The sequence below is a fragment of the Trinickia sp. genome, assembly GCF_051953955.1.
Taxonomy (GTDB): domain Bacteria; phylum Pseudomonadota; class Gammaproteobacteria; order Burkholderiales; family Burkholderiaceae; genus Trinickia.
In genome coordinates this window covers 97,268-114,637 of the sequence record NZ_JBQCIF010000061.1, presented here as the reverse complement: position 1 = coordinate 114,637, position 17,370 = coordinate 97,268, and the positions used below count along the sequence as shown (strand labels likewise).

The 17,370-nt window shown below is 65.1% G+C and carries 18 protein-coding genes; 14 read left to right on the top strand and 4 right to left on the bottom strand.

Going from position 1 to position 17,370, the window contains the following annotated elements; translation table 11 throughout:
- Positions 1-31: 31 nt before the first annotated feature.
- Positions 32-1,648 (top strand): FMN-binding glutamate synthase family protein, encoded by a 1,617-nt coding sequence (locus tag ACTHNZ_RS11995; RefSeq protein ID WP_440542704.1) that lies wholly within the window; start codon positions 32-34, stop codon positions 1,646-1,648.
- Positions 1,649-1,708: 60 nt separating this feature from the next.
- Here ACTHNZ_RS11995 and ACTHNZ_RS11990 read toward each other — a convergent pair whose 3' ends face one another.
- On the bottom strand, positions 1,709-2,320 hold the full coding sequence (locus tag ACTHNZ_RS11990; RefSeq protein WP_440542703.1) for a glutathione S-transferase C-terminal domain-containing protein: 612 nt from the start codon (positions 2,318-2,320) through the stop codon (positions 1,709-1,711).
- Positions 2,321-2,569: 249 nt separating this feature from the next.
- On the opposite strand from ACTHNZ_RS11990, the gene ACTHNZ_RS11985 reads away from it, so the two are divergent.
- From ACTHNZ_RS11985 to ACTHNZ_RS11955, 7 genes are all read left to right on the top strand, one after another.
- A complete protein-coding gene (locus ACTHNZ_RS11985; protein WP_440542748.1) occupies positions 2,570-3,973 on the top strand; it encodes an aminopeptidase P N-terminal domain-containing protein in 1,404 nt (467 codons plus the stop codon).
- Positions 3,974-3,977: 4 nt separating this feature from the next.
- Positions 3,978-5,270, top strand: coding sequence for a UbiH/UbiF/VisC/COQ6 family ubiquinone biosynthesis hydroxylase (locus ACTHNZ_RS11980; RefSeq protein ID WP_440542702.1), 1,293 nt, complete (start codon positions 3,978-3,980; stop codon positions 5,268-5,270).
- A gap of 156 nt (positions 5,271-5,426) precedes the next feature.
- A complete protein-coding gene (gene dusB, locus ACTHNZ_RS11975; RefSeq protein WP_440542747.1) occupies positions 5,427-6,491 on the top strand; it encodes a tRNA dihydrouridine synthase DusB in 1,065 nt (354 codons plus the stop codon).
- Positions 6,488-6,721: a Fis family transcriptional regulator gene (locus ACTHNZ_RS11970; RefSeq protein ID WP_440542701.1), complete on the top strand. Its 234-nt coding sequence runs from the start codon at positions 6,488-6,490 to the stop codon at positions 6,719-6,721. Before dusB ends, ACTHNZ_RS11970 begins: the two co-directional genes overlap by 4 nt.
- Positions 6,722-6,760: 39 nt before the next feature.
- On the top strand, positions 6,761-8,326 hold the full coding sequence (gene purH, locus ACTHNZ_RS11965) for a bifunctional phosphoribosylaminoimidazolecarboxamide formyltransferase/IMP cyclohydrolase (protein WP_440542700.1): 1,566 nt from the start codon (positions 6,761-6,763) through the stop codon (positions 8,324-8,326).
- A gap of 249 nt (positions 8,327-8,575) precedes the next feature.
- The gene (locus ACTHNZ_RS11960; protein ID WP_440542699.1) at positions 8,576-9,358 is read left to right on the top strand and encodes a hypothetical protein; all 783 of its coding nucleotides are present in this window, start codon (positions 8,576-8,578) and stop codon (positions 9,356-9,358) included.
- 8 nt (positions 9,359-9,366) lie between these two features.
- Complete coding sequence (locus ACTHNZ_RS11955; RefSeq protein ID WP_440542698.1) at positions 9,367-10,518, top strand: DSD1 family PLP-dependent enzyme; 1,152 nt, start codon at positions 9,367-9,369, stop codon at positions 10,516-10,518.
- 89 nt (positions 10,519-10,607) lie between these two features.
- Here the strand turns inward: ACTHNZ_RS11955 and ACTHNZ_RS11950 are convergent, their stop codons facing one another.
- Positions 10,608-11,528 carry a DMT family transporter gene (locus ACTHNZ_RS11950; protein ID WP_440542697.1) on the bottom strand — a complete coding sequence of 307 codons (921 nt, stop codon included), beginning with the start codon at positions 11,526-11,528 and terminating at the stop codon, positions 10,608-10,610.
- Positions 11,529-11,613: 85 nt separating this feature from the next.
- Between ACTHNZ_RS11950 and ACTHNZ_RS11945 the strand changes: the two genes are divergently transcribed.
- From ACTHNZ_RS11945 to ACTHNZ_RS11920, 6 genes are all read left to right on the top strand, one after another.
- Positions 11,614-12,483 (top strand): LysR family transcriptional regulator, encoded by an 870-nt coding sequence (locus ACTHNZ_RS11945; RefSeq protein ID WP_440542696.1) that lies wholly within the window; start codon positions 11,614-11,616, stop codon positions 12,481-12,483.
- A 130-nt stretch (positions 12,484-12,613) separates the two neighbouring features.
- A complete protein-coding gene (gene ruvC, locus ACTHNZ_RS11940) occupies positions 12,614-13,156 on the top strand; it encodes a crossover junction endodeoxyribonuclease RuvC (RefSeq protein ID WP_440542695.1) in 543 nt (180 codons plus the stop codon).
- A gap of 81 nt (positions 13,157-13,237) precedes the next feature.
- Positions 13,238-13,519, top strand: a complete 282-nt coding sequence (locus tag ACTHNZ_RS11935; RefSeq protein WP_440542694.1) for a hypothetical protein — start codon at positions 13,238-13,240, stop codon at positions 13,517-13,519.
- Positions 13,516-14,097 carry a Holliday junction branch migration protein RuvA gene (ruvA, locus tag ACTHNZ_RS11930; RefSeq protein WP_440542693.1) on the top strand — a complete coding sequence of 194 codons (582 nt, stop codon included), beginning with the start codon at positions 13,516-13,518 and terminating at the stop codon, positions 14,095-14,097. The genes ACTHNZ_RS11935 and ruvA overlap by 4 nt, the downstream gene beginning before the upstream one ends.
- 68 nt (positions 14,098-14,165) lie before the next feature.
- Positions 14,166-15,233, top strand: a complete 1,068-nt coding sequence (gene ruvB / locus ACTHNZ_RS11925) for a Holliday junction branch migration DNA helicase RuvB (RefSeq protein WP_440542692.1) — start codon at positions 14,166-14,168, stop codon at positions 15,231-15,233.
- 41 nt (positions 15,234-15,274) lie between these two features.
- The gene (locus tag ACTHNZ_RS11920) at positions 15,275-16,216 is read left to right on the top strand and encodes an oxygenase MpaB family protein (RefSeq protein WP_440542691.1); all 942 of its coding nucleotides are present in this window, start codon (positions 15,275-15,277) and stop codon (positions 16,214-16,216) included.
- Here ACTHNZ_RS11920 and ACTHNZ_RS11915 read toward each other — a convergent pair.
- Together ACTHNZ_RS11915 and dtd are read right to left on the bottom strand one after the other, a co-directional pair.
- Entirely contained in the window at positions 16,213-16,884 is a 672-nt protein-coding gene (locus tag ACTHNZ_RS11915; protein WP_440542690.1) for a histidine phosphatase family protein, read from the bottom strand. The two genes, ACTHNZ_RS11920 and ACTHNZ_RS11915, sit on opposite strands and share 4 nt — an antisense overlap.
- Before the next feature lie 22 nt (positions 16,885-16,906).
- Positions 16,907-17,365 carry a D-aminoacyl-tRNA deacylase gene (gene dtd / locus ACTHNZ_RS11910; RefSeq protein WP_440542689.1) on the bottom strand — a complete coding sequence of 153 codons (459 nt, stop codon included), beginning with the start codon at positions 17,363-17,365 and terminating at the stop codon, positions 16,907-16,909.
- Positions 17,366-17,370 lie beyond the last annotated feature (5 nt).

Sequence of the window (17,370 nt, the reverse complement as noted above, 5' to 3'; positions counted from 1 at the left end):
CGGCGGCGTTCGCCGTTCAGGAGCTTGCCCCATGTTTTCCCGACGGTATTTCGCGATCTGGTGCGCCTGGCTCGCCGCGGCCGCCTGCGCCGCGCTCGCAGCACGACACGCGCTTTCCTGGCTATGGCTGCTCGTGCCGGCGGTCCTGATCGCCGTCGGCGTTTTCGATCTGCGCCAAGCCCGGCACAGCATTTTGCGCAACTACCCCATCGTCGGCCATCTGCGGTTCTTCTTCGAATTCATTCGCCCGGAAATCCGCCAATACTTCGTCGAAGACGACACCGAGGAAAAACCGTTCTCGCGCGCTCAGCGCAGCATCGTCTATCAACGCGCCAAGAACGAGCCCGATAGCCGCCCTTACGGCACCGAACTCGACGTCAAAGCGGTAGCCCACGAATGGATCAGCCATTCGCTCGCCCCCACCAAGCTCGCCTCGCACGATTTTCGTATCGTCGTCGGGCCGGATCGCGCACAGCCGTATTCGATGTCGATCTTCAATATTTCGGCGATGAGCTTCGGCTCGCTGTCGGCGAATGCGATCCGCGCCCTTAACCTCGGTGCGAAGCGAGGCGGGTTCGCGCACGACACGGGCGAAGGCTCGCTCTCGAAGTACCACCGGGAGCACGGCGGCGACATCATCTGGGAAATCGCCTCGGGCTACTTCGGCTGCCGCAACGACGACGGCACGTTCAGCGCGGAGAAGTTCGCTCGCCAGGCGATCGATCCGCAAGTCAAGATGATCGAAGTCAAGCTGTCGCAAGGCGCAAAGCCCGGACACGGCGGCGTGCTACCGGCGGCCAAGATCACGCCGGAAATCTCGGAGGCGCGCGGCGTGCCGATGGGCCGGGACTGCATCTCGCCGGCCACGCACAGCCAGTTCTCGACACCGCGCGGCCTGCTCGAATTCGTCGACCGGCTGCGCACGCTGTCCGGCGGCAAGCCGACCGGCTTCAAGCTTTGCATCGGCCATCCATGGGAGTTTTTCGGGATCGCGAAAGCAATGCTCGAGACGGGCATCGTGCCCGACTTCATCGTCGTCGACGGTGCCGAGGGCGGCACCGGTGCCGCTCCGCTCGAGTTCACCGATCATATCGGTGTGCCGCTGCAAGAAGGGCTGCTGCTCGTGCACAACACGCTGGTGGGCATCGGCTTGCGCGAGAAGATCCGTCTCGGCGCGAGCGGCAAGATGATCACCGCATTCGACATCGCGCGCACGCTAGCGATCGGCGCCGATTGGGTCAACTCGGCGCGCGGCTTCATGTTCGCGGTCGGCTGCATTCAAGCGCAAACGTGCCACACGGGCCGCTGCCCCACGGGTGTCGCGACCCAGGATCCCGTGCGCCAGCGCGCGCTCGTCGTGCCCGACAAATCGGACCGCGTCTTCAATTTCCATCGCAACACGCTGCACGCGCTGCAAGAGATCGTTCAGGCCGCGGGGCTCGAGCATCCGTCGCAACTGCGGGCCCACCATATCGTGCGCCGCGTTTCGTCGCACGAGGTGCGGCTGATGTCGGAACTGCTCAAGTATCTCGAGCCGAACGACTTGGTCAACGGCAACTACCGCTATTCGCTCTACGAAAAATGGTGGCCCCTCGCCGATAGCGAATCGTTCTCGCCGAAGCTGCTCGCGCCGCTGGCGACGGCTTGAGCGAGGCGGCACGCCCGGCTCTCGAGCGCCTTCATCGAATGCCTCGAGCCGGGTGGCCCATCAACTGGGGAGGGTGTCGACGAACGACTGGCGCTGCGACAGCTTGGCGAAATGCTTCTCCAGATTCGGATATTTCTCGCGCCAATTGAGATCCGGCATCCGGAAATCGAGGTAGCCGAGCGCGCAGCCGACGGCGACGTCCGCCAGGGTGTAATGATTGTTTGCGCACCAGGGCTTGCCGGCCAAGCCCTGCGACATCGCCACGAGCCCCTCGTCGATCTTGCGCCGCTGGCGCGCAAGCCAGCCCTCGCTGCGCTGCGCCTCGTCGCGCTGCGTCGCCTCGAGGCGGATCAGCACGGCCGCATCGAGCATGCCGTCCGCGAGCGCTTCCCAGCAGCGCACTTCGACCCGCTCGCGGCCCGACTGCGGAATCAGTTTGCCGACCGGGGAAAGCGTATCGACATACTCGCAAATGACACGAGAATCGAATACGGCCTCCCCGTCCTCCATGACGAGGCACGGCACCTTGCCGATCGGATTGAAGGTATGAATGGTCGTATCGGGCGACCAGACGTCTTCGAGCACGAATTGATAGTCGATCTTCTTTTCGGCGAGCACGACCCGCGCTTTACGGACGTAGGGGCTCGCGAGCGAACCGATTAATTTCATCATCTGCCTTTCTCTCATGAAAACGCCCGGCCTCTCGAGACGGGTTGCCGCGTCGTGCGCGCGGCATGCCCACGGGGCGCCCGCCATGGCTTCGCGCGCGCCGCCGCCTCGAGGGGCTTTGGGTGGAGTGCGAGAAAGAGTATAACGTCGCCGGGGCCGGAAACGGCGAGCGCGAGCGCCGTCATGTCGACGGGACAAGCCGCGCCCGCCGAGCCGGCCCGATCGAGCACGATTGAGCAGTACAATCGCACGATGAATACCGCGACCGAATTTCCCATCGCCGTCTCCGTCCATCAAGCCCGGCGCGAGCGCCTGCTTGCCGCCATGCGCGCCGCGGGCGGAGGCGTCGCGCTCGTGCCGACGGCCCCCGAGGCGCTGCGCAATCGCGATACCGACTACCCGTATCGCCACGACAGCTATTTCTACTATTTGAGCGGCTTTGACGAACCGCAGTCCTTCATCGTCCTCGACGCAACGGCGCAGGCTGGCGAGCCGGCCTCGATCCTGTTTTGCCGGACGAAGGATGCCGAGCGCGAAACGTGGGAGGGATTCCACTACGGTCCCGAGGCGGCGCGCGAAGCATTCGGTTTCGACGCCGCGTTTCCGATCGAAGAGCTCGACGCTCAGATGCCGCGCCTCATCGCCGACGCGCCGGCCCTGTTCTACGGCTTCGGCCGTTCGGCCGAGCTCGATGCGCAGGTGCGGCGCTGGCTCGACGGCGTGCGCGCTCAGGGCCGCACGGGCGTCGCCGCGCCCGTGCGGCTCGTCGACCCGACGCCGATCCTCGACGACATGCGCCTGTTCAAGGACGAGCACGAACTGGCGATCATGCGTCAGGCCGCGCGGATTTCCGCCGAGGCGCACCGCCGTGCGATGCAGGTCTGCCGTCCCGGCATGCGGGAGTACGAGCTCGAAGCCGAATTGCTCTACACGTTCCGCCGCCACGGCGCTCAAGCGCCGGCATACGGATCGATCGTGGCGGCCGGCGCGAACGCCTGCGTGTTGCACTATCCGGCCGGCAACGCGATCGCCCGCGACGGCGACCTGATCCTCATCGACGCCGCCTGCGAACTCGACGGCTATGCCTCCGACATCACGCGCACGTTTCCCGCGAACGGGCGCTTCTCGCCGGCTCAGCGCGAGCTCTACGAGATCGTGCTCGCCGCCCAGCAGGCGGCGATCGACGCCACCCGCCCCGGCGTGAGCTTCGAGGCGCCTCACGATGCGGCCGTGCGCGTGCTCGCGCAGGGGCTGCTCGATACGGGCATCGTCGATCGCACGAAATATGCATCGGTCGACGACGTCGTCGCCGAGCGCGCCTATTCGCGGTTCTACATGCATCGCACGGGCCATTGGATCGGCATGGACGTCCACGACTGCGGCGATTATCGAGAACGCAGCGCGGCGCCCGACGCCTCCGGCGCATTGCCGTGGCGCACGTTGCGCGCGTCGATGGCGCTCACGATCGAACCGGGCCTGTACGTGCGCGCCGCGCCGGACGTGCCCGAGCAGTACTGGAACATCGGCATCCGCATCGAAGACGATGCGATCGTCACCGAGGACGGCTGCGTGCTCATCACGCGCGACGTGCCCGTCGAAGCCGGCGCGATCGAGGCGCTCATGAGCGAGGCCCGCGAATCGTCGAGCGCCGCGTGAATTCATGAGCGAGATTCGTCCTTTGCATGCGCCGCACGAATTCGACGTCGCGATCGTCGGCGCGGGACCCGTCGGTCTCGCGCTGGCCGCCTGGCTCGCCCGGCGCAGCGCCAGCGCCGCACTCTCGGTCGCGCTCGTCGATGCGCGCGATCCGGAAGCAGCGGCGGGAGATCCGCGCGCGATAGCCGTCTCGGAGGGCAGCCGCATGCTGCTCGAGCCTTTCGGTGCGTGGCCGGCCGACGCCAACGCGATCGAACGCATCCACGTCTCGCAGCGCGGCCACTTCGGGCGCACGCTGATCGAACGTGGCGAGCATGGCCTCCCGGCGCTCGGCTACGTCGTGCGCTACGGTTCGATCGTCCACGCGCTAGCCGGCGCCGTTCGCCGCACGCACACGCATTGGTTCACGTCGTGCCGCGCGCTCCCGCCGCAGGTCGAGCCCGGCTCCGAGTTCGTCACGCTGCCCGTCGAAAGCGCGCACGTCCAGCGCACTTTGCGCGCGCGCGTGCTCGTCAATGCGGAAGGCGGGCTCTACGGCGAAGCACGAACGAATCGGCCCAACGATGCGCGCGAGCCTGCCGAGCAGGAAAATACGGCCGATGGCGCTCGGGCGACGGCCAGCGATGCCGCACCCGCTCTCATGGCCGCTAAACGCGAAACGCGCGACTATGGGCAAACGGCCATCGTCGGCACCGTCACCGTATCGGCGCCGCAGCCTCACGTCGCCTGGGAGCGCTTCACCGATGAGGGCCCGATCGCCCTGTTGCCGCTCGGCGGCGTGCGCGGGGCCGACTACGCGCTCGTCTGGTGCATGCGGCCGGCGCAGGCGGCACGCCGCGCCGCGCTTTCCGATGCGGCGCTGCTCGCGGAACTGGCCGGCGCCTTCGGCGAGCGCATGGGCCGCATCGAATCGATCAAGGGCCGCGCGGCTTTTCCGCTCGGGCTCGTCGCGGCGCAGTCACTCGTCGACGGCCGCATCGCGTCGATCGGCAACGCGGCCCAAACGCTGCACCCGGTAGCCGGCCAGGGGTTGAATCTCGGCCTGCGCGACGCGCACGCGCTCGCCGATGCACTCGCCGGCGCGGGTGCGACGCCCGAGGCGCTCGCGCATTTCGCGCGGCGGCGCGCGCTCGATCGCCGCCTGACGATCGGCGCGACCGACATGCTCGCGCGGCTGTTCACGATCGATTTCGGCCCGCTGGCCATGCTGCGGGGCCTCGCGCTGACGGCGCTCGAGTGCGTGCCGCCAGCGAAGACGGCACTTGCGCGCCAGATGATGTTCGGCCAACGCCGTTGAGGCGGCAGCCGCCGCCCCGGACGGCCCTTGCCGCCCGAGTATGTCGTTCATACCGATCGCGCGCGCTGGCCGCCGGCGGTTAACGGTAAAATGCGCGTTTCCCTGGTCGCCTACCCGCGCCCGTGCCCGTTCGGCGCGGGCAGCCGCCCCATTCTTATGCCAACGCTCGGCTCGCACACTCTGCGCAACAATCTGTTCGTCGCCCCAATGGCCGGCGTGACGGATCGGCCGTTCCGCCAGCTTTGCAAGCGGCTCGGGGCCGGCTACGCCGTGTCCGAGATGGTCGCGTCTAACGCGCAGCTCTGGAAGAGCGAGAAGACGATGCGCCGCGCGAACCATGCCGGCGAGGTCGAGCCGATCGCGGTGCAGATCGCGGGGGCGGACCCGGCGATGATGGCCGAAGCGGCGCGCTACAACGTCGATAACGGCGCGCAAATCATCGACATCAACATGGGATGCCCGGCCAAGAAGGTATGCAATGTCGCGGCCGGCTCCGCGCTGCTGCAAAACGAGCCGCTCGTCGTACGCATCGTGCAGGCCGTCGTCGAGGCCGTCGGTACGGGGCCCAGCGCGGTGCCGGTCACGCTGAAGATCCGTACGGGCTGGAACCGCGAAAATCGCAATGCGGTGCGCATCGCGCGGCTGGCCGAGGCGGCCGGCATTTCGATGCTGACGGTCCATGGCCGCACGCGCGCCGATCTCTATCATGGCGAAGCGGAGTACGACACGATCGCGGCCGTGAAGGCGGCCGTGCGCATCCCGGTCGTTGCGAACGGCGATATCGATTCGCCGGCCAAGGCGCGCGCCGTGCTGGCAGCCACGGGGGCCGACGCGATCATGATCGGCCGCGCGGCGCAGGGGCGGCCGTGGCTGTTCCGCGAAATCGCGCATTTCCTGGCGACGGGCGAGGTGTTGCCGCCGCCGCGCATCGCCGAGATTCGGCAGGTCATGAACGAGCACCTCGAGGATCACTACGCGTTTTACGGGGAATATACGGGCGTGCGCACGGCACGCAAGCACATCGGCTGGTACACTCGCGGCCTTTCCGGCGCCAATGCGTTCCGGCACCGGATGAACACGCTCGATACCACACGGGAGCAGCTCCTCGCCGTCAATGCGTTCTTCGACGAGCAGCAGGCGCTGTCGGACCGGCTCGTCTACGTCGACGACGACATGGCTGGGCACGGCGAGCCGAACCGCAACGAACCTTTAGCAGCATGAGCAAGCACAACATCGAACAATGCGTCCGCGACAGCCTGGGCAATTACTTCCAGGACCTCGACGGTGCCAATCCGCACGACGTTTATGACATGGTGATGTCGTGCGTCGAAAAACCGATGCTCGAGGTGGTGCTCGAGCAGGCCGGCGGCAATCAGTCGCTGGCCGCCGAATATCTCGGCATCAACCGCAATACGTTGCGCAAGAAGCTACAGCAGCACGGCCTGCTGTAACGCGCCACCCTCGTTTTCCTTTCGGCCATCGTTCCCATCATGATCAAGCAAGCGCTCATTTCAGTTTCCGACAAGTCCGGCATCGTCGACTTCGCTCGTTCGTTGTCGGCGCTCGGCGTCAAGATCCTGTCGACGGGCGGCACGGCGAAGCTGCTCGCCGACGCCGGCCTTCCGGTCACCGAAGTGGCCGACTACACGGGCTTTCCCGAAATGCTCGACGGCCGCGTGAAGACGCTGCATCCGAAGGTGCACGGCGGCATTCTCGCGCGACGCGATTTGCCCGAGCACATGGCTGCGCTCCAAGCGCACGACATTCCGACGATCGATCTGCTCGTCGTGAACCTATACCCGTTCGTCGCCACGGTTGCAAAGGACGACTGCACGCTCGAGGACGCGATCGAGAACATCGACATCGGCGGCCCGACGATGCTGCGCTCCGCGGCCAAGAATCACCGCGACGTCACGGTCATCGTCGATCCGGCCGATTATGCGGGGGTGCTCGATGAAATGCGCGCGAACGGCAACGCGGTCAGCTACAAGACGAATTTCCGGCTTGCCACGAAGGTGTATGCGCACACGGCGCAATACGACGGCGCGATCACGAACTATCTGACGAGCCTCACGGAGGCGCTACAGCACTCGTCGCGCAACACGTATCCGGACACCTTGAACTTGGCGTTCGAGAAAGTGCAGGATTTGCGCTACGGCGAGAACCCGCACCAAAGCGCCGCGTTCTACCGCGACATCGCCGTGCCGGCGGGCGCGCTGGCCGGCTATCGGCAGCTGCAGGGCAAGGAGCTCTCGTACAACAACATCGCCGACGCCGACGCGGCCTGGGAATGCGTCAAGACGTTCGACGTCCCCGCCTGCGTCATCATCAAGCACGCCAATCCGTGCGGCGTGGCGATTGCAGCGACTCCCGCCGAAGCTTATGCGAAGGCATTCCAAACCGATCCGACGTCGGCCTTCGGCGGCATCATCGCGTTCAATCGCGAAGTGGACGAAGCGGCGGCTCAGGCCGTCAGCAAGCAATTCGTCGAAGTGCTGATTGCGCCGTCGCTGACCGACGCCGCGAAACAAGTGCTCGCCGCGAAGCAGAACGTGCGTGTGCTCGAGATCGCGCTGGGCGCGGGACAGAACGCGTTCGATTTCAAGCGTGTCGGCGGCGGCCTGCTCGTGCAGTCGCCCGATGCGAAGAATGTGCTGCCGCGCGATCTGCGCGTCGTGACGAAGCGTCATCCTACGCCGCAGGAAATGGACGATCTGATGTTCGCTTGGCGCGTGGCCAAGTTCGTGAAGTCGAACGCGATCGTCTTCTGCGGCAAGGGCATGACGCTCGGCGTGGGTGCGGGGCAAATGAGCCGCGTGGATTCGGCGCGCATCGCGAGCATCAAGGCGCAAAACGCCGGGCTCTCGCTGCAGGGCTCGACCGTGGCGTCGGACGCGTTCTTCCCGTTCCGCGACGGCCTCGACGTCGTCGTGGCGGCGGGCGCAACTTGCGTGATTCAGCCGGGCGGCTCGATGCGCGACGATGAAGTCATCGCGGCGGCCGATGAACACAACATCGCGATGGTCGTGACGGGCGTGCGGCATTTCCGTCATTGAACGCATCGAAGCGGATGGTTGGGCGGCTCGGGCCGCCAGTGCAAGAACCCGGCTGCGGCCGGGTTTTTTAATGATGGGCGCGGCCGACGACGCGGCCGGAACGAGCCGCCAACGTTTCATTCGCACCTATCTCAGCCCGCGTCTGCCATCATATTTTCCTTTCCGTCGGTCTGATTTTTTCAACCAACACGAAATAACGCTCGCACGCTAGCCATGCTGGATGCCCACCCCATTATCGAGGGCGCATCCATGTCCTATTCTCTTGTCGACCCAGAGCGTTTTACCGACGAACATCGGTTGTTCATTGAACGATTCGGGCGAACCATCGACGTGGCCTCATCCGCGAGCGGCGCCATCGCAGGTGCGAAGGACGTGCATTCGCGCCACCTGACGGCCAACGACGCTTACGGGCGCATTGTCGGTCTGCCGCGCGGCGGAGATGTTGCCGGCCGCATGGATCGCGATATGCCCTGTGACGGCACCGCGGCGTTCGCCGATTGCTTCGTCCGGGAAGACCGACGCTTGCTGGACAGCGGCGACATTGGCGCGTTGAAGTCAGTCCTAAATATTCATGAGTACGATACCGGGCTCGGCGCACTCGTGTTCGATAAGTTTTTGTTGAAGCATCATCCCTCCAAGTCGGTGCTCGGCCTCATCTATTGTGCTTACCACGCGAACCTCGAGCGATTTGCCGCCCTATTTCCCAGCTATTGGTCGCAGTTCGGTAGCGGTTGCAGCATCGAGCGAACCGAATGCGGCGTGATCGATGGCGTTGGGCAATTTTCCACGATCGAGTACGAGGTCGCCTTCTTGCTTACGCTAGGCTACGATGCCACAGCCATCCCCGGCTTTTTGCGCCGATCGCACTTTGTCCCTGACGCCAGCGTCGACGCGGCACTTCGCGCGATCGGCGATAAAATGGCCATCGTGGGAATTCCCATTACAAGTGTGCGCGATCGCCTGATCGAGGCGCGCGTTCATCAACGTATGCCGACGTCACTATTCGACACTGTGATCGGACCGCGCACCTAGGAGCCTTCGTGTCACATTCCCCTACCCTAGGCCCGAACGGTTACCTCGTCGGCATTGCCGGCAGCCGCAACGAACTCGACACTCCGGCGCTATTGCTGGATCGCACGGCGTTGGCAGGCAACATCGCGAAGATGGCTATCATGGCCGAGCGCTGCGGCATCGGCTTGCGTCCGCACGTTAAAAGCCATAAGTCGGCGCGGATCGCTCAAATGCAGATCGAAGCGGGCGCGCTAGGCGTAAGCTGCGCGACGCTCGGCGAGGCTGAGGTGATGGTCCAAGCCGGCATCCCGGGCGTCCTGGTGACGTCACCGGTCGTCAGCACCAACAAGCTGCGCCGCCTCGTTGCACTAGCCGACAAAGCTGGCCCGCGGCAGTTGATGGTCGTCGTCGACGATCCACGCAATGTTGCGGAACTCGCCTTGCACGCAGCCCGGCTCGCCCACCCGCTCGATGTGCTTATCGACTACCACGCGGGATACCACCGCACGGGTGTCATCGATGAAGATGCAGCCGTGGCTCTCGCAAGCGCCATAGCGGAAACAGGCATGCTGACGCTGCGTGGGGTGCAGGCTTACGGCGGCCATCTCCAGCATATCGAACCGCGTTCTGAGCGCGATCACGCGGCTGCGCAATTGCGCAAGGCCGTTGCGTCTCTCGTCGATAAGCTCGAGTCGGCCGGCATGCCCATCGAAATCGTCACGGGTGTGGGCACTGGTACGCACGAGGCGGACGCACCCGCCGGCGTGTTCACCGAAATGCAACCGGGCTCGTATGTCTTCATGGACGTTGAATACAACCAAGTACTGGCCGACATGGAATGGAGCCCGCCGTTCGATACGTCGCTATTCGTTCAAAGCACCGTCGTCAGCACACAGGCACCGCAGTGGGTCACGCTCGATGCGGGCACGAAGAGCTTCGCCACCGACAGCGTCGTGCCGCGCGTTGCTCGCGGCATCGAGGGGCCTTCAGACTACGCGTTCTTCGGGGACGAGCACGGCAAGCTGATCGTCGATCCGGCACATCGACCGCCGCTCGGCGCGCGCGTCGAATTCATGACGCCGCATTGCGATCCCACGGTCAATCTGTACGATCGCTACCACGTAGTCGACGGCGATACACTCGTCGATATCTGGCCGATCGAGGCCCGTGGCAGACTTTGACTGATGCAAGCAGTCCCGGCGGCGGGAAGACCTCCCGCCGGCTGCTTGCCGAATCTTGCCCATCATCTTCGACGGGGTCTCTTCGCTGATTACCGCTGAGGCGCGCGTTCGGCAAGCCAGATTGCGATCGACATCGCCGCAATGCCCGTCAGTTGCAAGGGGCTCAAATGCTGGCCGAAAAAAATCCGATCGATGACGATCGCGACCGCCGGATACACGAATTGAAGCAACGCAATGCGGCCAGTATCCAGGCGCGCCATGCCGCTGTAGATCAACGTGTAGGCGAGACCGGTATGAACGATGCCGAGCCCGGCAAGCCACAGCCATGACGCACCCCACGCGGGCCAACCGTGCTGCATCGGCCAGATCCATAGCGTCAGCGTGCCGATCGCGCATTGCCACCAGGCAAGGATGCCCGCGGGCAAGTCGCGCAAACGCCGCGCGATGATCGTGACGCACGCCATGCAGAATGCGCCCAAGAGACACAAAGCAACATCGAGCCAATAACTTTGCCGGCCGTCGCCGCCTGTTCGGTGCTCGGCGATGCCCGTCGCCAGCACGAGGCCGACCATCGCCACCGAGACCGCGCCCACCCGCCGCCTGCCGATCGATTCCTTCAGGCACAGGGCGCCGAGGACCAGCACCCACAACGGCTGAACGTGAAACAGCACGATCGCCACGCCCACCGGCACCCGTTCAATGGCGGTGAAGAACAAGCTCCAGCTCAAAACCATCAAGGAGCCGGCGACGACGATCCAAGGGCCGGTCGTTCGCTTGAGCCGTAGAAATCGCACCTGGCGACGCCATGCGACCCAGCACGTCAGGCCTAGCAGGCCGAGCGCGCAACGAAACCACGTTGCCGTCAACGGCGCGGCGTGGGCTTCCCTCGCAAAGACGCCGATCGTGCCGAGCAGCGCGCAGCCGAGAATGAACGGCCACGCGCCGTCGTTCGACGGGCGGTGCGACGCCAAGGCGGAGGCCGCGTCTTGAATGTGCTGATCCGTATGCATTCACCGAGTGTGTCTCCGCGACGACCGAACGAAAAGCGCATAATTCGAAGATCATCCATTCGAAATTCGAAAGCCGGTGACAGCAATGAAACAACGCGATCTGCAGACGGACTGGCTCAGATGCTTCGTCGCCGTCGTCGATGCCGGTTCGCTATCGAGCGCGGCGGGCGAAGTGCATCGGTCGCAGTCGGCAGTGAGCATGCAGCTCAAGAAGCTGGAAAGCGCGCTGGGGCTGCGGCTCATCGAGCGCGGCTCACGAGCGCTCGCCCTCACTCACGAGGGCGAGACGCTGCTCGGCTATGCGCGCCGCATTCTCGACCTGCACGCGCAAGCCCAGATCGCGTTGCACGGTGAGCAACTCACCGGGCGCGTGCGGCTCGGCGTGCCCGACGACTACGCGGAAAAATACCTGACGCCGGTACTCAAACGGTTCGCGCCGCGGCACAGCGGTGTCGAAATCGAGTTGATCTGCGAGCAATCGACGTCGCTCATCCCGCGCGTGGCGAGCGGCGAGTTGGACCTCGCGCTGGTGTCACGCGATCGGGCGCGGCGTGGCACGCTGCTGTTTCACGAGCCGATGGTATGGGTCGGCGCGGCGCAGTTCGAATTATGGCGACGCGATCCGATGCCGATCGCCGTCTATGAAAGCGCGAGTCTCGCCCGGCGCAGCGCGATCCATTCACTGGCGCAGCAAGGGCGTCGCTATAAGGTGGTGTACAACAGTTCGAGCCTGGCCGGGCAGATCGCAGCCGTCGAAAGCGGGTTGGCCGTGGCGGCGCTGACGCAATGCAGTGCGCCCGGGCATCTGCGGATTCTCAGCCGCGAAGAGGGTCTGGGCCCGCTCGAGCCGATGGAGGTCGCGGTATATCGAAGCCGGGATTCGCGTGGCTCGAAAGCCGTTGATACCCTCTACGGCCTGCTGGTTAAGACGCTACGTCAGTCAGTGCCCGCATGAAGCGTTTCGCGAGGGCTTGCAAGCGTCGTGTTTGGGCTTCCATGCGTCCGGTTTTACCGTCTCCATGCATGGCATTTGCGCGTGCCGCCGTTCGTTGTAGTATCTCGGGCACTTCGTCCGGTTTTAGTTCATGAGAATCCTCGGCATCGACCCAGGCTTGCGCGTCACGGGCTTTGGCGTCATCGAGCAGACAGGCCAGCGGCTCGCCTACGTGACGAGCGGCGTCATCCGCACGAGCGACGGCGATCTGCCCTCCCGCCTCGGCACGATCTTCGACGGCGTCTCGGCGCTGATTCGCGAGCACGCGCCCGATCAGTCGGCCATCGAAAAGGTATTCGTCAACGTCAACCCGCAATCGACGCTGCTGCTGGGCCAAGCGCGCGGGGCAGCGATCTGCGGGCTCGTCGCCGGCGGCGTGCCCGTGGCGGAGTACACGGCGCTGCAACTGAAGCAGGCCGTCGTGGGCTACGGGCGTGCAACGAAAGAGCAAATGCAGCAAATGGTCGTGCGTTTGCTGAGCCTATCGGGCGTGCCCGGCACCGATGCGGCCGACGCACTCGGTATGGCGATTTGCCATGCGCACGGCGGCAACACGCTCGACACGCTCGGTGGCCTCGCGCCGGCGCTGGCGAAAAAGGGCCTGCGTGTGCGGCGCGGACGGCTCATTGGATAGCTTTTCGATCAGCCGATACCGGCGAAGCTGACTCGGTCCTGCCATTCGGCCGCCCCAATATTTCGGAATGGTCGACGTCAGATGAAACGCCCAATGCTACAGTTCATGATCGCCATCGGCCTCGCGGCACCGATGTTTCTGATCCTGACCAGCATCGACCCGTTGCTTGCTTGGATCCATGGGGACGCGGGCTGGAAGCTCTTGACACCCGCGTTTCACGCGTACGGTGCCGTAGGAGTCGAAGGCGAAGACGAGGTCATTGCCGGGTTGCTGCTCGTTGGAATCTTCACGCTGGCAATATCCCTTGTCTGGTTCATATGGCACGTTCCAACCCACCGTCACGTTAAGACCACCGCCCCATGATCGGTCGCATCGCCGGCATTCTGCTCGAAAAAAATCCGCCCCATCTGCTCGTCGATTGCAACGGCGTCGGCTATGAAGTCGACGTGCCGATGAGCACCTTCTACAACCTCCCGTCGACAGGCGAAAAAGTCGTCCTCCTGACGCAGCTCATCGTCCGCGAGGATGCGCACCTGCTCTACGGTTTCGGCACGACGCAGGAGCGCGCGACGTTTCGCGAGCTGCTGAAGATCAGCGGAATCGGCGCACGCATGGCGTTGGCCGTGCTGTCGGGCATGAGCGTGCAGGACCTCGCGCAGGCCGTCACGCTGCAGGACGCCGCGCGCCTCACGCGCGTGCCGGGCATCGGCAAGAAAACCGCCGAGCGGCTGCTGCTCGAACTGAAAGGCAAGCTCGGGGCCGATATCGGCGCCGCCGCGGCTGCCGCATCGCCGTCGGACCATGCTTCGGACATCCTGAACGCCCTACTGGCGCTCGGCTATTCGGAGAAAGAAGCGCTCGCCGCGATCAAGAACGTGCCGGCCGGCGCGGGTGTCTCCGAAGGGATCAAACTGGCGCTCAAGGCCTTGTCGAAGGCTTGACCGGGCGGGCCTCGCGCCCCTGGCATCGTCCGGCGTGAGCAGCCGGCGCGCGCGGTACAATGGCACGCATGATCGAAACCGATAAGCTCGCTAGCGAGCGCATCATCTCCGCCACGCCCGCGTCGTCGCACGAAGAGGTGTTCGAGCGTGCGCTGCGTCCACGCCAGCTCGACGAATACGTCGGGCAGGAAAAAGTGCGCGGCCAGCTCGAAATCTTCATCGAAGCGGCGAAGCGCCGCTCCGAAGCGCTCGACCACGTACTGCTGTTCGGGCCGCCCGGCCTCGGCAAGACGACGCTTGCCCACATCATCGCGCGCGAAATGGGCGTCAATCTGCGCCAAACCTCAGGGCCCGTGCTAGAGCGCGCAGGCGATCTGGCCGCCCTGCTGACGAACCTCGAAGCGAACGACGTCCTGTTCATCGACGAAATCCACCGGCTTTCTCCCGTCGTCGAGGAAATCCTGTATCCGGCGCTCGAGGATTACCAGATCGACATCATGATCGGCGAAGGCCCCGCCGCGCGCAGCGTGAAGCTCGATCTCCAGCCGTTCACGCTCGTCGGTGCGACCACGCGCGCCGGGATGTTGACGAATCCGCTGCGCGATCGTTTCGGTATCGTCGCTCGGCTCGAGTTCTACGATGCCGAGCAGCTCTCGCGCATCGTGCGCCGCTCGGCCGCGCTGCTCGGCGCGCAGATCCATCCCGACGGTGCGTTCGAAATCGCCAAGCGCTCGCGCGGCACGCCTCGGATCGCCAACCGCCTGCTGCGGCGCGTGCGCGACTATGCGGAAGTCAAAGCCGACGGCGCGATCACGGCGCGGGTGGCCGATGCGGCACTGGCCATGCTCGATGTCGATCCGGTCGGCTTCGACCTGATGGACCGCAAGCTGTTGGAAGCGATCTTGCACAAATTCGATGGCGGGCCGGTCGGCGTCGACAACCTTGCCGCGGCCATCGGCGAGGAGCGCGACACGATCGAAGACGTCCTCGAGCCCTATCTGATTCAGCAAGGCTATTTGCAGCGCACGCCGCGCGGCCGCGTGGCGACGCTCGCGGCCTACCGCCATTTCGGCCTTGCCGCGCCCGACGCGCAAAGCACCGTGCGTACCTTGTGGGACGACGCGGGCGGCGCCTAGACGCACCCGTCGATCTTTCTCCACTCGTTAGCGAGGCTGCGATGTCCGAACCGGCTCGTCGACAAGACAGCGGGCTGGATACTTCCGATCCCGCGTTCGTCATGCGCCTGCGGCAGCGGATTTCACAAGGCGTGCTCAGCATGACGAGCGGCAGCGGCCCGACGCTGGACTACGCGCAGCCGCCCGGCGACCCGGGGCTCTTCGGCCCCGACGCGATCTGCTGGCAAGTGCATGCCGATTTCACGTCGATGATGATCGGCGGCATCAGTGCGTTGATGCTGCAATCGCTGCATCCGTTGGCGCTCGCCGGCGTTTGGGATCACTCGACGTTCCGCACCGACATGCGAGGGCGCTTGCGTCGCACGGCGACATTCATCGCGGGGACGACGTATGGCGCGCGCGACGATGCGCTGGCGCTGATCGAGCGCGTCAAGCGAATTCACCTTGCGGTGACGGGTATCGCGCCCGACGGCCGCCCCTATCGGGCGAGCGACCCGGCACTGCTGACATGGGTGCACGTGGCAGAGGTGTCCAGCTTTCTAGCGGCGCATCTGCGCTATGTGAACCCCTCGCTGCCGCCGGCTGAACAAGACCGCTACTACGCGGAAGTCGCATTGATCGCGAGAGCGCTGGGCGCGAGCGACGTGCCCGAGACACGCTCGAAGGTGGCCGAGTACTTGTCGTCGATGAGGCCCCAGCTGGAGGCCGGGCCGCGCACGCATGAAGTCGTGCGCATCTTGCGTCGCGCAGCGCCGCCCGATCGTCCGCTCATGCGGCCCGCCGTGCATCTGATGCTGAATGCGGGCGCCGATCTCTTGCCCGATTGGGCGCAGCGAATGCTGGGGTTCACGACGCTCGCGCGCATGCGGGCGGCACTCGCGAGACCGGGTGTTAGGCTCGTCGTGCCGGTCATTCGATGGGCGCACGTGAACGCGGTTTCGAAGCGCGCCCGACAGCGGGCTGCGGCTGTGCCGGATGCCTAGAACGAAGCGCTCTGCTTCACCAACCCGTCGTCGTCGCTCGCGCCGCTCAGATGGGCGACATCGGCCCATTCGATTACCGTCGCCGCCCCATCCCCGTCAAACGCTACGGTATTGATGCTCGTATTGAGCAACGGGTAGTCGCGCGGCGCATCGAGCGCAAGGCCGCGTGCATACCGGTACACGCAATCGAGCACGCCGCCATGCGTGACGCACGCGATGCGGCCGCCCGGATGCTCGGCGATGATCGCAGTCACCGCGTGAACGACGCGATGATAGAACGCACGCACCGATTCACCACCTGCCGGCACAAACCCGGGATCGCGCGTTTGCCAGCGCGCATATTCGTCAGGATAGCGCTGCGCAATCTCGGCACTGTCGTGCCCCTGAAAAATACCGTAGGCCCGCTCGCGCAAGCCTTCGACGAGACGCGGCACCATGGCTAGCGCTGCGGCCGTCGGCTGCGCCGTTTGCCGCGCGCGCTGCAGATCGCTCGAATAGATCGCATCGAGCCGCCGTCCATCACGCACTTCGCGCGCCAACCGCTCGCCAAGGCGCTGCGCCTGCTCAATGCCCGTCTCAGCCAGCGGAATGTCGATGTGCCCTTGGATGCGCTTCACGCGATTCCAAGCCGTCTCGCCATGTCGGATGAAAAGAACTTGCGTCGGCATCGGCTGCAACTCAAAGGAAGGATTACGGGCGGGTTTGGAGCCAGAACGTCACCGGCCCGTCATTGACGAGGGACACCTGCATCATCGCGCCGAACTCTCCCGTCTCGACGAGGGAATGGCGGGCACGAGCCAGCGCAACAAAGTGCTCGAACAATCGCTTGCCATCTTCGGGCGCCGCCGCGGGCGTGAAGCTCGGCCGCGAGCCGCTGTTCGTATCGGCCGCGAGCGTGAATTGGGAGACGAGCAGCAAGCCGCCCGCCAGCCCCGCTCCATCGATGTTCGTCACGGGCAGATTCATCTTGCCGGCGGCGTCGCTGAACACGCGATACCCGAGCATCTTCGTGAGCAGCTTCTCGGCGCTTGCCTCGGTGTCGCCTCGCTCGGCGCATACGAGCGCCAGTAGTCCAGGCCCAATTTCACCCGCGACGCGTTCGCCGACACGTACGCTCGCCTGCGTCACGCGCTGGATCAGCGCGATCATCGGCG

Coding starts and splice junctions, on each gene's coding strand:
- dusB (WP_440542747.1), top strand. CDS start 5,427: ATGCCAACGCTCGGCTCGCACACTCTGCGCAACAATCTGTTCGTCGCC.
- dtd (WP_440542689.1), bottom strand. CDS start 17,365: ATGATCGCGCTGATCCAGCGCGTGACGCAGGCGAGCGTACGTGTCGGC.
- ACTHNZ_RS11970 (WP_440542701.1), top strand. CDS start 6,488: ATGAGCAAGCACAACATCGAACAATGCGTCCGCGACAGCCTGGGCAAT.
- ACTHNZ_RS11935 (WP_440542694.1), top strand. CDS start 13,238: ATGAAACGCCCAATGCTACAGTTCATGATCGCCATCGGCCTCGCGGCA.
- purH (WP_440542700.1), top strand. CDS start 6,761: ATGATCAAGCAAGCGCTCATTTCAGTTTCCGACAAGTCCGGCATCGTC.
- ruvA (WP_440542693.1), top strand. CDS start 13,516: ATGATCGGTCGCATCGCCGGCATTCTGCTCGAAAAAAATCCGCCCCAT.
- ACTHNZ_RS11915 (WP_440542690.1), bottom strand. CDS start 16,884: ATGCCGACGCAAGTTCTTTTCATCCGACATGGCGAGACGGCTTGGAAT.
- ACTHNZ_RS11950 (WP_440542697.1), bottom strand. CDS start 11,528: ATGCATACGGATCAGCACATTCAAGACGCGGCCTCCGCCTTGGCGTCG.
- ACTHNZ_RS11980 (WP_440542702.1), top strand. CDS start 3,978: ATGAGCGAGATTCGTCCTTTGCATGCGCCGCACGAATTCGACGTCGCG.
- ACTHNZ_RS11990 (WP_440542703.1), bottom strand. CDS start 2,320: ATGATGAAATTAATCGGTTCGCTCGCGAGCCCCTACGTCCGTAAAGCG.
- ACTHNZ_RS11960 (WP_440542699.1), top strand. CDS start 8,576: ATGTCCTATTCTCTTGTCGACCCAGAGCGTTTTACCGACGAACATCGG.
- ACTHNZ_RS11995 (WP_440542704.1), top strand. CDS start 32: ATGTTTTCCCGACGGTATTTCGCGATCTGGTGCGCCTGGCTCGCCGCG.
- ACTHNZ_RS11945 (WP_440542696.1), top strand. CDS start 11,614: ATGAAACAACGCGATCTGCAGACGGACTGGCTCAGATGCTTCGTCGCC.
- ACTHNZ_RS11985 (WP_440542748.1), top strand. CDS start 2,570: ATGAATACCGCGACCGAATTTCCCATCGCCGTCTCCGTCCATCAAGCC.
- ACTHNZ_RS11920 (WP_440542691.1), top strand. CDS start 15,275: ATGTCCGAACCGGCTCGTCGACAAGACAGCGGGCTGGATACTTCCGAT.
- ruvC (WP_440542695.1), top strand. CDS start 12,614: ATGAGAATCCTCGGCATCGACCCAGGCTTGCGCGTCACGGGCTTTGGC.
- ruvB (WP_440542692.1), top strand. CDS start 14,166: ATGATCGAAACCGATAAGCTCGCTAGCGAGCGCATCATCTCCGCCACG.